This window comes from Planctomycetia bacterium, assembly GCA_021413845.1.
Classification (GTDB): domain Bacteria; phylum Planctomycetota; class Planctomycetia; order Pirellulales; family PNKZ01; genus PNKZ01.
The window spans coordinates 50,543-66,944 of sequence record JAIOPP010000057.1; the positions used below are offsets into that span (position 1 = coordinate 50,543).

Annotated in this window: 4 protein-coding genes; 2 read left to right on the top strand and 2 right to left on the bottom strand. The window is 61.3% G+C overall.

The genetic code is table 11. The features are described 5' to 3' along the window. Positions 1-58: 58 nt before the first annotated feature. Both K8U03_10120 and K8U03_10125 read left to right on the top strand, forming a co-directional pair. Complete coding sequence (locus tag K8U03_10120) at positions 59-2,851, top strand: PSD1 and planctomycete cytochrome C domain-containing protein (protein MCE9605243.1); 2,793 nt, start codon at positions 59-61, stop codon at positions 2,849-2,851. A gap of 78 nt (positions 2,852-2,929) precedes the next feature. Further along, entirely contained in the window at positions 2,930-4,294 is a 1,365-nt protein-coding gene (locus K8U03_10125; protein MCE9605244.1) for a DUF1501 domain-containing protein, read from the top strand. Between the two features lie 3 nt (positions 4,295-4,297). Here the strand turns inward: K8U03_10125 and K8U03_10130 are convergent, their stop codons facing one another. Together K8U03_10130 and K8U03_10135 are read right to left on the bottom strand one after the other, a co-directional pair. Continuing rightward, a complete protein-coding gene (locus tag K8U03_10130) occupies positions 4,298-9,400 on the bottom strand; it encodes a protein kinase (protein ID MCE9605245.1) in 5,103 nt (1,700 codons plus the stop codon). 54 nt (positions 9,401-9,454) lie between these two features. Then, positions 9,455-16,105 carry a hypothetical protein gene (locus K8U03_10135; protein ID MCE9605246.1) on the bottom strand — a complete coding sequence of 2,217 codons (6,651 nt, stop codon included), beginning with the start codon at positions 16,103-16,105 and terminating at the stop codon, positions 9,455-9,457. Positions 16,106-16,402: the final 297 nt, after the last annotated feature.

Sequence of the window (16,402 nt, forward strand, 5' to 3'; positions counted from 1 at the left end):
ATCGCCTCCCATTGCTCGCCCCGCCTCGCGGTCGTTCCCTCCTGCTGCGCGGAATCCGATGAAACCGGCTTCGCTTATTCTGGCGTTGATCTTTGCGCTTCCGTTAGAAGCCAGGGCCGAAGGTCCGTCGGCTGAAGACCTGCATTGGTTCGAGCAGAAGATTCGGCCGGTTCTCGTCGAACGCTGCTATGCCTGCCATTCGCAAGCGGCGGCCGCGCTGAATAAGTTGAAGGGCGGACTCTTCGTCGATTCGGCACAAGGGCTGCTCAAGGGAGGCGACAGCGGACCGGCCGTAGTGCCCGGCAAGTCGAAGGAGAGCCTACTGTTTAAGGCGCTTCGTTACGACGGCTACGAAATGCCCCCCGATGGAAAGCTTTCGGAGAAAGTCGTTGCCGATTTCGCCGTTTGGATCGACCGCGGCGCGGCTGACCCACGCAAGGAAGCCGGCGGCGCAAGCGACACGGCGAAGCCGGCGATCGACTTCGCCGCAGCGCGCAAGCATTGGGCGTTTCAACCGCCGGTGCGCGCCGCTCGCCCCACGGTGCGCAATGCCCAGTGGCCGCAAACCGAAATCGATTACTTTATCCTCGCGAAACTCGAAGCAGAAGGATTGCAACCGGTCGCCCCGGCGACGAAGCGCGAGTTGCTGCGACGCGCAACGTTCGACCTCATCGGCTTGCCGCCGACGCCGGAAGAAGTCGAGGCGTTCGGGGCCGATGCATCGCCGCAAGCCTTCTCTAAGGTCGTCGACCGGCTGCTCGCTTCGCCTCACTACGGCGAACGCTGGGGCCGGCATTGGCTCGATGTAGCTCGCTACGCGGAAGATCAGGCGCATACGTTCGGGACGAAGCCGAACGACAGCGGCTATCGCTATCGCGATTGGGTCGTGTCGGCTTTGAACGACGACATGCCGTACGACCGCTTCGTAAAGCTGCAGATCGCCGCGGACAAGATCGACGGCACGAGCGACGACAAACCGAAGCCGGACTCTCTCAAGAACATCGCCGCACTCGGTTTCTTCGGGCTCGGCGCGCAATACTACAAGAACAGCGACGCCGCCAAGGCCTCGGCCGACGAACTCGACGACCGTGTCGATACGTTGAGCCGCGGCTTTCTCGGGCTCACGGTTTCGTGCGCCCGATGTCATGATCACAAGTTCGATCCGATCCCTACGCAAGACTACTATTCGCTGGCCGGCGTGTTTCAAAGCTGCACGCTGAACAACACACCGCTGGCGTCGGCCGAAGAAATCGCGACTTATAACGCCGGCCAAACACGCATCCGGACGGCGGAATCCGATCTCAAGAAGTTCGTCGCCGATCAGAAATCGCTCGCGTCCGAAGCGGAAGTTTCGCGCGTCGGCAAGTACGTCGAAGCGGCTTGGCGAGCCCACGTTGCGCGCCGTGTCGATGCCGGCTCGAAAGCGATGCCTGAGCTCGCCAAGCGTTTCGAGCTCCACGAGCCGACGTTGAACAAATGGGTCGAACTAGTCGATCCGAAAAGCCGCGGCAAGCTTCCGGCCCTCGATGAAATGCGCAACCTTTGCGCGACGTCGACCGGCGGTGAATCCAAACCGCTCGACGTGAAAACGATGGCCGTGCCACCGACCGTCGTCTCGGCAGCCGTGTCGCTGGAGCAGCGATTGCAAGCGGCCTTGGCCGCCAGGCGAGCCAAGAAGAGTCCCGAAACTCCGGAAAATAAAGAACTACTCGAGGCAGTCTTCGGCGAAAGAGGAATCTTCACGCCGAACGACGGCGAGCTCGAACGTCGCATGCCGACGAAGAGCAAAGAGCAATGGACGGCGGCGAAGCTCGAAGTCGACGCCGCGAAGAAAGCCGCGCCGCCGATCTATCCGCTGGCTCATACGATCGTGGACGCGAAGCCGGTCGATATGAAGATCTTCATTCGTGGTAATCCGGCCCGAACGGGCGACCTTGCGCCCCGTCGCTTCTTACGCATCCTGGCCGGCGACGCACCCAAAGCATTTACTGAAGGCAGCGGACGCCGCGAGTTGGCGGAAGAGATCGCGGCCGCCGATAATCCGCTTACGAGCCGGGTGATCGTCAATCGACTTTGGCAGCGACACTTCGGTCGAGGAATCGTCAACACGCCGAGCAACTTCGGTCTTCTCGGAGATCGACCTACGCATCCCGAACTGCTGGATTATCTCGCCGTGCGACTCGTCGAACAGGGCTGGAGCCTGAAAGCCGTGCATCGCGAAATCATGCTTTCGGCCGTGTATCGACTCAGCTCCGTAAGCCATGCCGAGAACGAACAACGCGACGCCGACAATCGGATGTTGTGGCGCATGGACCGCCGCCGGCTCGACGTCGAAGCGTGGCGCGATTCCTTGCTCGCCGTCTCGGGCCGACTCGATCGGCAACTCGGCGGTGCATCGACCGACCTGGGCTCGCCGACGAACGTCCGTCGCACGGTCTACGGCAAGATCAGTCGCCACGAACTCGACGGCTTGCTCCGGCTGTTCGACTTTCCCGACGCTAACATCACCAGCGACACGCGCAGCGAAACCACGGTGCCGCAGCAGCAATTATTCGTGCTGAACAGTCCTTTCATGGTCGAGCAGGCCAAGGCGTTTGCCGCTCGACTAACGAAAGAAACGTCGACGGACGGGTCGCAGAAAGCCGGGCCTCGGCAGGGCGATGCGCTGCGCGTGCGCCGAGCTTTCCAACTCGCCTACGGTCGCGAGGCGGACGAAGCCGAGGTGACGGCGGCCGTCGCATACCTCGCCGCGAGCGACTCGCCCGACGACGCGAAAAAGAACAAGCTGAATCGCTGGGAGCGATTGGCACAGGCGCTCTTGAGCGCCAATGAATTCATGTACATCGATTAGTCCCCGCCGCGAACGATCGGGAAAGCTATGACCGCGCATTCTCAATACCGAATTCCGTCGTCTCTGTCGCGACGCGAAATGCTGGCCCGCGTCGGCACCGGCTTCGGCAGCCTCGGGCTCGCGGCGCTCTTGGCCGACGAAGCCGCTCGAGCCGCGCCGATCAAGACCGGCAACCCGCTCGCCGGCAAACTCCCCCACTTCGCTCCCCGGGCGAAGCACGTCATCCACTTGTTTATGAACGGCGGGCCGTCGCAAGTCGATACGTTCGATCCGAAGCCGGCGCTTGCGAAGTTCGACGGACAACGACCTCCCGGCGCCGACAAGAAGACCGAGCGGCGCACCGGCAACTTGATGAAGTCTCCGTTTAAGTTCACGAAGCGAGGGCAATCGGGAATCGAGGTCAGCGATATTTATCCCCATGTCGGCGGCTGCATCGACGACATCTGCGTCATTCGTTCGATGCATACGAACGTGCCGAATCATGAGCCGTCGCTGTTGATGATGAACAGCGGCGAACAACAACCGACCCGCCCCAGCCTCGGTTCTTGGTTGCTCTATGGTCTCGGCTCGGAGAATCTGAACCTGCCGGGTTTCGTAGTACTGTGCCCCGGGAAGCCGGTCGTCGGTCCGCAATTATGGAGCAGCAGTTTTCTGCCGGGCATCTATCAAGGGGCCCACATCAACAACTCGAACCTCACTCCGCAGAAAGTCATTCAGCACGTCAGCAACGAATATCTCACCGCTACGTCGCAGCGCGAGCAACTCTCGTTCATTAAGCAGATGAACGATCGGCATCTCGCCGGCCGCGGCGGCGTCGATGGCGCACTCGAGACGCGAATCGCGTCGATGGAGATGGCGTTCCGCATGCAGACCGAGGCGCAAGAGGTGTTCGACTTGAAGCAGGAATCGCAAAGCGTCCGAGCACTCTACGGCCAAGGACAGTTCGCCGACGCTTGCCTTTCGGCGCGGCGCTTAGTCGAGCGCGGCGTGCGCATGGTACAGATTTATACCGGCGGCGGACAACCGTGGGACGACCACGGCAACATCGCCGACCACGCCAAGAAAGCCCTCGATACCGATCAAGCGATCGCCGGCTTGCTGAAAGACCTCAAGTCGCACGGCTTGCTCGATGAAACGCTCGTCGTCTGGGGGGGAGAGTTCGGACGAACGCCGTCGTCGGAAGGGGCCAAAGGCCGCGACCACAACAACCACGGCTTCACCGTCTGGATGGCCGGCGGCGGCGTCCGCGGCGGGATGACCTACGGCAGCACCGATGAGTTCGGCTTCGCCGCCGTCGAAAACAAAGTCCACGTCCACGATCTGCACGCCACGATCTTGCACCTCATGGGCCTCGACCACGAGAAGCTCACCTACCGCTACTCCGGCCGCGACTTCCGCCTGACCGACGTCCACGGCCATGTCGTGCGCCCGATCTTAGCGTAACGATCATTTCGCCTCCGGCTCCTTCGGCACCCGCCACTCGATCGTCGGCCAGAGGATCGCCCGGCCGTCGCGCGAAGTGGTGAGGATCGAACGGCCGCTCGGCGAGAACCGCACCGAGGTGACTTCCTGCGTGTGCCCTTTCAGCATCATCAATTCCTTGCCGTCGGTCGTGTCCCAAAGTTTCACGCCGGAATCACGCGAGCCGGTGACGAGGCGTTTGCCGTCGAGCGAGAACGAAGCGGAGTTCACCGCCGCGGTATGGCCGGCGAGCGTGAGTTGCAACTTTCCGGTATTCGCGTCCCAAATCTTGGCGACGTCGTCGGCGGCGGTCGTCACGACGCGTGCTCCGTCGGCCGAGTATTCGGCCCAGAGCACGGCCCATTCGTGCCCCTTCAATTCGTGAAGCAGCTTCCCATCGTCGACGCTCCATAAGCGGGCCGTCTTATCGGCGCTCGACGTCACGACCTGTTTACCATCGGGCGAGAAGGCGGCATGCAGTACGCGATCGGCGTGCCCTTTGAGTGTTTTCACCGCCTCACCGTCTTCGACGCGCCAGACGACGGCCGTTCGGTCGTCGCCGGCCGTCAGGAGAAATTTTCCGTCGCGACTATAAACGACGCTGTTGATGCCGCCGACGTGACGGCCGGCGAACTTTCGCACCGCTCGACCTTCGTTGACGTCCCAAATCTTCACTGCGTCGTCCCAACCCGCGGTCGCGACGAATCGACCATCGGGCGAAAACGCCACGCCCGCGATCGCGCCGTGCGGACGATAGGTTTGCGTTTCGCGAACGTCCGCCACGGTCCAGCGGCGAGCTTCGTTGCCGCCGATCGTCACCAGACTCTTGCCGTCGGGTGCAAACACGGCGTTCCACACCACGAGGCCGCGCGACTGCCCGGCCAGCCACGGAGCGCTGCCGGAATTCGCCCCGTCGATGCCCGCCGGCGCAAGTTCGCGGCCAAGCTTACGGTCCCAAATGCGCACGGCGCTCTGCTCTTGATCGATCGCGGCCAGCAAGTTGCCGTCGTTCGAGGCGGCAACCGAGGCGTATTTTCCCGGAGCGAACGCAACTTCGCTCCCAGGCTTAACCTCGGCGAAAGACCACAGGCGGACCTTGCCGTCTTCGCACGCGGTCGCCGCGCCGTAGCCCCCGACGAGCGCGAGCGCCGTCACGCCGGCCGGATGTTTCCAAACCAACTCCGTGCGCTCTCGTCCGGCGACGGCATCCCAATGCCCGACCGTGTTGTCGAGCGCCGCCGTCAGCAGCTTCTGCGAGTCCGGCGTGAAGACCGCGGCCGTGATCTTGCGCGAATGATGTAGTTCGCTCCAAAGCGGTTGTCGCGTGGCGGCGTCCCACACGTTCGTTCGGCCGCTCGCTTCGCCGGTGAAGAGGAGCTTGCCGTCGGGCGAAAATGCCGCCGCGGAGACTTCGCTCCGATGGGTCGGAAAGGAATGCACGAGCTTGCCGCCGGCGAGTTCCCAAAGCTGCGCTCCGCGCGAGCCGTCGCCGGTGAGCGCAAATCGCCCGTCGTGCGACACTGCGAGCGCCGCGCTCCGACCGGTATCGAGTAACTGCACGAGTTGCGTACCGAGCGCCGCGTCCCACACGCGCGTCGTACCGTCGACGGCGGCGGTAATGAGTCGTGAACCATCGGCCGTGAAGATCGCGGTCGAGGCGAGATATTCGTGCCCCTCGGCCAGCTTTGCCGTCCGGCGGAGGGTGCGCACATCCCACAGCATGGCGGTTCGATCGAGACCGGCCGTCACGATCCGTGTTTCATCGGACGAGAAATCGGCCGCGAGCACGGCATCGACGTGTCCGGTCAGCAAGCTCGGCTTCACGACGATCGACTCATGATAGTCGTCGACGTTCCAGACCTTGAGCGTTCCGTCGTAGGAGCCGGAAACGACCGACTTGCCGTCGCCGGAAATACGACACGAACGAACTTGCCCGGCGTGTCCTCGCAACGACTTTTCCGCCACGGCCGACGCAACGTTCCACACGATCATCGCGTTGTCTAAGCCACCGCTCACCAGACGGCGTCCATCGGCGGAAAAAGAAACCGTAGCGACGGCCGAGCGATGCCCGAGCAGTTCGCGAACCGGTGGAGACGGCGGCGGTTGCTCCGCGAAGACTTCGGCCAAGCGATAGGGACGCACGTCCTGAGGATGCCACAGCAACACGCGTTTGTCGTCGCCGCAGGTGGCGACCGTCGAACCGTCGGGAGCGAATGCCACGCTTCGGACCGGCCCTTTATGCCCTAAGAAAGCTCGAATTTCGGCCGGTGCGTCCCCCTTCGCCGACGTCGTGGCCTTCTCTTCGAGCGACCAGACGATGGCAACGCCGTCGTGCCCCGTCGTGACGATTTGTTTTTCATCCGGCGAAAGCGCCGCCGACAATACGGCCGACGAGTGTCCTTGAAACGTACGGAGCAATCGGCCGTCGTCGCGATTCCAAAGCCGCGCGGTGCCGTCGTTCGAGGCGGTCAGCAGCCGCGCGCCGCTCCGATCGAAGCTTACGGACACCACCGGCCCTTTGTGGCCGACGTACGTTTGCGCGACTTTCTTCTCCGCGAGATCCCAAACTTGCACATAAGCGTTTTTATCGCTTCCTCCTACTGCGAGGTAGCGACCGTCGTTCGAAAAAGAAACGGCCTTCACGAAGCTTCCTGCATAAGGCAGTTCGGCGAGCAGTCCGCCGCGCGACGCATCCCAAAGGCACAGCCTGCCGTTCCAACCCCCGCTTGCGAAACGCTGCCGAGCGAAGTCGACAGCCACGCTCTCGACCGGCGGCCCGGCATCGATCGACAGCGCACTGCGGCCGCACAAGTATTGCAGCCGTCCCCATTCCCAATTCCGCATCTCCGGCGTGCTGGTTTCAAGCAATTCGACGGCGCTATTAAACGCGTTCTCTTCGATGCGCGCCGCGGCAAGTCCGATGCGAGCCGTGTAGGCTTCATATTGCTCGGCGGCTTCGGCTTGCTTCGCCAAGTCTCGATCGCGGCGTGCTTCTCCTTCGGCCTTCAGCGCGCGATCGCGGTCCAGCTTCGCCGTCATTTCCGCAGTGACGGCACGATCGCGCTCAGCGTCCGATTTCTTCTCGGCCGCGAGAGCGCGGTCTCGCTCGATCGATGTTTTCGCCTCCGCTGCGACGGCGCGGTCTCGATCGGCGGCGGCTTTCGTTTCGGCGGCGATCGCGCGATCGCGCTCGACGGCCGTCGTCGATTCGGCCGCCACGGCTCGGTCGCGATCTTGCCGCGCTTGTTCTTCGGCTTGCATGGCCCGATCGCGCTGGGCCCGAATGCCGTAGTAGGCGGAAGCGCCGATCGCAAACAGCGCAAAGATGGAAGCGAACATCGCCTTCTTCGCGCGTCGCAAGCGTACTCGCCGCGCTTCCCGTTCCGCATTCGCGGCTTCGATTTTCTCGGCTAAGGCGGCATGCGCGGCGATGTTCCGATCCAACAAGCCTGCCGCGAGATCATAATCTCCCTTCTCGTACGCACACGAAGCATAGGCGAGTCGGGCATCGAACCGCCGGGCCGCGGCATGCTCGTTGCCGGCCCATAACGCCAAGGCTTCTTCGAAGCCGAAGACGGAGCGAGAAAATGCGCGGTAATCGGATGTTTCGCCGGCCTTCGCCAACTCTTGATCGGCCCGCGCCGCGAGCGAGATGCTCTCGGAATGCGCCAAACATTCGCGCACCGCGGCTTGTAGATCGCGCACCGAAGCGTAGCGATCACGCTGTTCCGTAGCCATTGCACGACGCGCTACATCGACGAGCTCGCCGGTTTTATCGGTCGGCAAGATATCATTGCGTGCGGCGGCGATCAAGCATTTCGATACGTTCGTGCCGGCGTGCGGAGCCTTGCCCGTAAGGACTTCGTAAAGGATCGCGCCAAGCAAGTAGACATCGCTCGCGATGTTGATCCGCTCGATCGGCCCGGTCGCCATTTCCGGCGCCATATACGCCGGGCTTCCTCCCATGCTGTGCGTCTGCGTGATGCTGGCCGACTTGCGAAACTCGGCCGTCGAATACGCGAGCCCCCAGTCCATCAGCAAGACTTCGCCGAATTCCCCGAGCATGACGTTCTCGGGCTTGAGATCGCGATGGATCACACCGCGCGCATGCGCAAACGCCACCGCATCGGCGACCTTGAGCAAGATCTCGATGTTCTCCGGCTGCGTCCTCTTGCCGATCGCCTTCGACCACGGCGTGCCTTGCACGCGCTTCATGGCATAGAAGAGATCGCCGGCTTCGTTCTTGCCGAGATCGTACATCGGCACGATATTCGGATGGTCGAGATCGCCGGTCACGACGGCCTCGGACAAGAACTTCTGCTGCATTTCGCGACTTTTCGCGACGTTCGGCTTCAGCATCTTCACCGCGACCGTGCGATCGATCGAGGTTTGCCGCGCCGAGTAAACGATGCCCATGCCTCCTTCGCCGAGCAGATGCAACAGCTCATAGTCGGCCGGTTGCGAGGCCTGCGGATCTTTCTTACTGACCGCAACGACCGCGCGCTGATTGACGACGATCGTCTGATCGGTGCGCGACGACGAAGGGGAGCTTCCTTTCAGGGAAACGCCGGGATTCCCCGGGCGCTCGGCCTCGGGCCCCCAAGCAGCCGCAAGTTGGTCGACGAGCCGCGTGCCGAAATGATCGGAATCGTACGTCGCGGCGATATTTCGCGGGTCGTGAGTGGCGAAGCCGGGAGCCTTCGTTTTCGAGGGATCTTTCGTTACCGGCCCTTCGTCGATCTCGAACTCCATCGTCCGAAACTCGGCTCGCTCATGAACGGTGCCGGACTTCGGCTCGGCGCCGTTCGGCACGTCGAATTCGATGGTGCCTTGACCGATATCGAGGCCCGGAGTCGTCTTAAATGGTGAATCGTTCGGATCGACGAGCGGAGACGAAAGATCGATCGTGCGATCGATCCGGACGTCAGCGATCGTTTTATCGGTTCGTGGAACGACGACCGGCTCGAAGTGATCGGACGTCGCCGAGTTCGCCCGTTCCGAATCATTGCGAGGGTCGACGGCGTGTTCGGGAGTGCAGGCGAGACCGCACTTCGCGCAGCATCCGGCCGTGAGGTCGGACGGCGTCAAAACGGTTCCGCAACGAGCGCAGAGAGACATAAAGATTCGATCGAGAGTTGAAAATCAACGAGGGGGACGACGCGTAGCTTTGCGCGAGCGAATTCGGGAATAAGTACGAAGCTTCGAAAGTGCGGCATCGACGCGTTCATGCCAAGGTCGATCGGCCTCGACGACCAATCCCGCTCCGACGACGGCCGCGCCGGCCGCAAGCGATACCTTCGCCGGCGATTTCGGTTCCGCATCGGGAGCTTCATCGGACACGTCGGAAAGCACTGTCGAAGAATCCGCCGGGATGTTCCGGCTAGGTGGATCGAGGCGCGAACCGTCGGGACGATCTTGCGGCAGCTCACGAGCATCGCCGGCCGCAGCCGGCTTGCCGTCGCGAACGTAAACATCGACGACGAGCCGGAGCTTTTGCGCGTCGGGCTCGTACAGATACAAGCGATAGCGGCCGTTGCGAAGCTTGGCGAAAATCTTCGTCATGTCTTTCAACGCATCTTGGTTGAAACGTACCGAGCTCCCCTCACGACCGTCGGGAAACACTTCACGCAAGATCACGACGCGCTCGGCGGATTTATCGGCTCCGCCGACGAGCCCGGCGGCGCCGGTCACCGTGCTGCGCGAAATGTTCGTCGCGACCGTTCGCGGTATGTCGGTGATGCGAGTCGGCGGCGGCGACGTTAGTTGCGGCACTTTCGCCGTGGTATCGATGCGCACGTTGCGCACGCCATCGCCGGGAAACGTAACTAAGATCACGACCGTCGTCGTTTCGTAGCCGGTGAAACGAATTCTGTCGTCGCTACGAAGTATCACGGTGATCGGAATCGGTGCGGCCGGGTCGGACAGATTCGGGTTGCCCGTGTAGACGTGCGTTGCGCCTGAGCTGCCCGGATTAGCGAGCCCGAGCGAGTCGACGACTCCGTCGGCCCAATCGACCGTAGCGGTAAAATGAAACTCAGCCAGCCGGCCGTAGTCGAAGGAGACCGAAGCTCGGCCCGTGTTGGCGACCTGTGGCCCCGCGACGTTCGTCAGCAGCGGAGGGATACCGGTAATCTTTCCCGTTGCGCTACTAATGATCACCCCCGGACCGATCGTAACATCGCGACCGGCCGTGCCGACGATGCTTCCGGAACCCGACGTGCTGATGTCGTAACCGGGATCGAACGTATCGTTAACAAGGAGATCGGTTGCGGCATGCAACATGATATTCCCTGAGCCGTCGACGATCGAAATCGGAGCGTTGACGACAAGATCGGTGGCGGCTTGCAACTCGATATTTCCCGCACCGTCGGAGATCGAAATCGGAGCATTGACGACAAGGTCGTCGTCGTCGCCGCCGTTGGCGAACGTCGTGAGTGCGATGCCGCCACGATTGCCGGAGACCAGTGCGGCGACCTTAAGCGCGCCGAGATGGCTCACTGAAATATCGCCATCGTTCGAGAAACCGCCGGCATAGATCGTCAGCAACGTGCCCGACGTGTCGTCGATGGCGATAACGCCCGTAGCAAGATTAATCGCCGAGATATATTCGACCGACGTTTCGAGTGCGCGTGTCGTCCCGATCCCGGTAATGGCCCCTAAATCGAGCGCATGGGCTTTGACTTTCGTCGTAGCCGGACCGATGTCCTCGATGTTGCGGTCGGATACTAACAACACGTCGCCGATTCCGGCATCGATCGGGCGGAACAGATTCAGCGTTCGACCGGCATAAATCACGACGGAGCCGCCGTTCGTCACGATGCCGTCCGCATTCGTAAGCGAGCCGATGCTCAAGCCGTCGACATCCCGATAGGCCAATGAACCGGAGATGGAAGCCGTGAGCACCTGGACATGATTACTGCCGTCGAATAGTACGAAAAATCCCGTACCGGCTAAGTGCAAATCATCCGTGGTGATATCGCCGTCGGGGTTCTGATACAGAACGGCACCGGTGGTCAAGGTCGTCGATCCACCGTTCGTGCTCAGACCACGGATGCCATCCACCTTGCTGAGATCTAAGCTATCGGCATCGCGAAACGAAAGGTCGCTTCCTGCGCCTGTGACTTTTGCGGCGAGCGTGCCGACCTCGTTCAACCCGGTGAGTGACACATCGTCGACGCTCGTAATCGCAAGATTCGTGACCGTAATGACGCCGACGCCGGCCACCCCGCGCTGCGTCCTAAGATGCAACGTCTGGACGTTCTGCAACGACGGAGCCCCCACCACTGAGATCGCTCCGGCACGATTATCCCCGAAGCGAAGCGTCTTTGCGAAGATGCGCGTCAACTCGTCGGCAGCAAGGCCGAGGCTCGAAGGATTGCCGGGACTCGACGCCGTATTGCCGCCGAGCGTGAGTGGGCGATCGTTCGTAAGTGAAACCAGCGTGACGGTTCCGCCGACCACATCGAGCCCGCCGCCGAGGTTGAGTTCGATTTCATCCGCGGCGATGTTGATCGTGCCGGAACCAGGGGTACCGAGGTCGGATCGCACAAGACCGTTCACGACGACCAACCCGGCGTTGATGGAAACAATCCCCAACGCTTCGGAAACTCCCGCATCGGCATCGAACGTAACCGCGCCGAGAGGTGCGGAGATCGAAATGCCGTAGGGGATGCCGTTCGTCCCGTCGATAGTCGCGTTCAGGCCGGAAAAGCTAACATCGCCGGTAGACGCGACGAGCGCAACATTGCCGGTCAACAACGTGTGGCTCTTGATCGTGATATCGCCGAGGGACGTCGTGATATCGCCGGAGGTTTGCATCGAGCCTCCTTCGACGACCACGTTTCCTTTCGCATTGATATCCGCAATGCCGACCACCGTCAGAAGGTCGTCGACCGTGAACGTTACGTTGCCGACGGTTCCGAGCGTCGTATCGACCGGCTTGTTGAGTGTGATCTTATCCGCTGCGATGGAAAGATCGCCCGTGGAAAGAGCGGAGCCGAGCGTAAGGGCTGCGTTAAACACGATCGTGTCGACACCGAGTTGCCCGTCGATCGCAAGGGCGGCGCGATACGCGGCATCGACGCTTGCGACCGTCAAGGTATCGTTGCCCGAGCCCGTGGCGATAGAAAGCTTTTTGTCGGGGATCGTAAAACGAATCAGCGGCGTGTGGTTGCCGGAGAATTCCATGAGCCCCGCAACGACGGCCACGTCATCCGCCAACGACAGCACATTTCCGCTGCCGGTAAACGCGAAACTTCGCATCGCTGCGGCGACCGTATCGATAACCGTTTCCGTGCCCGTATAGTCGATCATCGAGCCATCGAGATTGAGTGCGCCGGCCGTTGCACCGGAGACCGTGTGCGTGATGTTCGTCGCACTCAGGCCTAGCACTCGAAGCGTGTCGTTCCCGGAACCGGCCGCGAAGCTGATTCCTCCGGTCGGAACCGGATTGCCGGCCGTGCGATCGACCGTTAGTTGATCTGCATCGGCCGAACCATTGACGAGCAAGTTATCGATCGCCGTGATGTCGGCACGAAAAACGATCTGATTGTTGACGAACAGCTCATCGTCGCTGCCGTTGCGCTTCACAAGGAAAGTATCGGCTCCAACGGATTCGTTCGAGGTCGAATCGACGACGACGTCGATCGCCCTATCGGGCGTGAAGCGGTCGATGCCGGTGAACTGGATCGATTTGTGCGTCGCTGACGTGAACGTGCCGGTGCCGATGCCGGTGACGTAGAAGGTCGGATCGACAACTCCTGCGAGAATCAATGAGGCTTTGTCGCCGGGATTGGTCGTGATCGGCGGATTGCCGCCCCGTACGACGTACTGGGTCACGGTGCTCGGAGTAATCGAAAGCTGATCGACATCGCCGCCCGTTTCGAGCGTGACTTTAGCGAGCCCCGTGTAGCCGATCGGCATGAAGCCGACGATGTCGACGCTGTCCGGGTCGAGCGACACGTTGACGACGGTCCCATGCAGGGCGCCGAAGTACATCGGGTCGGGATCCAAACCGGTCGCCGAATTATAGGTGGGAGATGAAGCGAGCGTCCCTGCGTAGGGCCTGGTCGTGCTGATGGGGACCGGCTGGCCGGGGAAAACATCGCCGGGGCGAGTTTCTCCGGGAAGCACGATCCCGACTCCGGTCGACGATTGCATCCGATCGGCATCGATGATATTGACGACCCGAACGGCATCGACGGTGTCGCCCACAGCGAGTCCGAAATCGGAGAGATCGTAGACGGTGGCGAACGCCACGCCCACGCTCGTCACGCCGGAGGAGGTCGCCGGTTTATAGATCCAATTGCTCCAAACGCCCGTCTGCGCATTATGCACTTGCACCATCACGGGCTCCGGTGTCCCCGCGCTACCGGATTCGTAAAACACAAACTCGCCTGCGGCGTCGGACGAGTTTCTCAAGACACGATCGTTGCTCCAAGAAAGCGTGAACCCGCTCCGTTTAGTCGTTCCTACGTTTCCGATATCGGGCAGCGCCATATAGCGAAACGTCGCCGGACTCGCATTGCGCTCCAATAGCGCACCGAGGGAAAGCGAATTATCGAATCCGGAACTTGCCGCGGGAAAGCCCGTGGCAAGCGAAGTCGTGCCGGTCGTCTGATTCTTATCCGGAATCGTATTCACCACGACGCCGTTTCCGCCGAGTAGCGTACCGATCGGAAGATCGGAATAGAGGTTCGGAGTCGCCGTCTGATCGAAGGTAACGTTCGCGACCGTAAAGTTCTGCGGCGCCGAGGAAACCGTGAGCGAGTCGTTTTGCGTCGTCGCCCCCCCTCCGACGACGTTCAACGTCGGCGTGCTGCCGCTTAAGCGAAACGAACTATCGACCGTGACGGAATCTCCGGTGCCCGCGATCGCCGTGTCGACGGTGAGCCCTTCGATGTTCGAGAACGTGATCGTACGGCCGTCGACTTTCGCCGTCGCACCGCTTAAAGCGATCGTTTGCGCACCGGTCGTGCCGATGAGCCTCACCTGATCGGAGCTACTTCCTCCGTTGAGCAAAATGTTCGTCGGCAGCGTGGCTTGCAACGAGACGGAGATGTTATCCGTCCCATCGCGAGTGAGAACTTGCAACGTCGACATCGACGCGTAGCGAACCGTCGTGCGCGGGGTTCCATCGGTCGTGATCGCGACACTCGTGTCATTGACCGTGACGGTATCGTTTCCCGGCGGGATCGTGAGCAGTGAGCCGAGGGGATGAAGCACGCCGAAATATAGCGGATCGGGATCTAAGGTCGTGGAACCGAAGTAATTGTAATTCGCATCGGAGCCGGGATCGGGGAGCACGTTGCTCGTCGGATGCGCTTCCCCCGGAATGACGAAGCCCGAAGCGACCAAGATGCCGCTTCCGTCGACCTTCTCGGTTCCGGGCCCTTCCATGCGATCGGTCGCGATCATATTGACGTAGCGAATCTTATCGATTTTGGTCCCGGCTGCAACGCCGAGATTCGTCAGATCGATCGCCGTCGCATAGGCTCCTTGCGTTGCATCGCCGACGTAATTCTGGCGAGCGTCCTTCGGCTGGTAATACCATTTCGTCCAGCCACCCCCGAAGACGTGGACTTGAATCATCGCGGCATCCTGTGTGCCGACGCTGCTCGACGACTCGTAGATCACGAGATCGGCACCGCTTTCGTTCGTGAGGGTTCTTCCGCCGGACCACGAAAGCTCGATGCCGCTCCGCTTCGACGTGCCGTCGTTCAGGTTCGGCATATTCAACGCCAACGTTCCCGACGTCAGCGAAGGATTGATCAATCTGCCTACGCTCAACGCGGAGTTGAAGCCCGACGAGGTCTCCGGAAAACTCGCCGTGCCGGTTGCCGCTCCGACGGCGGAATTGATGACGACGCCGGTCGGGTCCAAAGGCGTAGGACTTACGGGAAGGGCAACGGCAATATCGGGTGTGTTGGCTTGGTCGAACGTGAAACCGGCGAAGCGAAACTGATTCGAGGAAATGACCGACGGATTGATTTGATCGACGATGAGCGTGTTGGTGCCCGTCTCGCCATCGATCGTAAGCGTATACGAACCGCTCAACGGAATGCTCAATGGAGTGACGGTAAACGAATCGTTGCCGGCTCCACCGAGAATCTTGAGCGATCCCGTCGGCGCAGTAAACGTGGTCGTCTCGAAAGTCGGGCTCGCGCTGTTAACGTTGCGTAAGCGCAGTTGTCCGCCACCGACATCTTCGAGCACCGCTTGATCGGCGCTAGCGCTCAACACAAGCTCGATATCGGTTGCCGAGCCGGTATTCAGAATGGGTTCTAAATTGCGATAAGTAATCGTCGACGTAGCCCCGCCTTGCGCCGGCGTTTGCGTCAGCGCAATAGTTCCGTCGTGGGCCGAGGTGTAGGTGTAAACGGCTTTAGCGAAGGTCCCTCCGATGAGCACGAGCGCATCGCCGGGCGATGTGGCTGGGTCCTTGCCGTCGAAAGTGAGACCACCGGTGGGGATTGGATTGCCGTTTCTGAAATCGATCGTCAGTGTATTCGCCGCCGACGTGCCGTTGATGGTGAGCGACAGCACATCTTCTTTAGGCACATCGAGCAACGCCGTCCCGTTTTGCGTAACCGTCAGATGCCCGCCGGTAATCGCAAGCGTCGCATCCGTCCCGGTGAGAGCCACCGTCATCGGCGTGGCAGTCAAGACGCGCCGGTCTTCAAGCCGCCGCAGAAACAGACTCGGGGCAGCCGACGCGGTGCGGCGTTTCGCACGTAGCAACGTGGCCGTTGGTTCCGGAGTGAGGAAGCGAGCCAACCAGTCGGGAAGGGGCATCGAGAGGTCGTCCCGGCCACGGTCGAACGGCGAGGCAGTTCGCGACCGTAGGCTTTGATGAGTAAGGAGTTGCAGCAAACCGAAGAAACCGCATTTCGGCGGCACTTACGGGGCGAATTGCAATTATCCTCACCCTATTTCAGGGCGTCAATCTTTATCAACGGAGACGGCCGTAATCGGAGTAATTGTTAGGAAACCACGGTTTTCTCTGACATGCCGGCAGGTTGAAAGTCCCTTCTTTTTCGGCCGGTTCACTTTATAGCAGTTGGCGCGGCTATGCGGCGAATTCGGCATTTA

Bases quoted from the DNA above. Each gene is read 5' to 3' on its own strand.
- K8U03_10120 (MCE9605243.1), top strand. From the start codon at position 59: ATGAAACCGGCTTCGCTTATTCTGGCGTTGATCTTTGCGCTTCCGTTA.
- K8U03_10125 (MCE9605244.1), top strand. From the start codon at position 2,930: ATGCTGGCCCGCGTCGGCACCGGCTTCGGCAGCCTCGGGCTCGCGGCG.
- K8U03_10135 (MCE9605246.1), bottom strand. From the start codon at position 16,105: ATGCCCCTTCCCGACTGGTTGGCTCGCTTCCTCACTCCGGAACCAACG.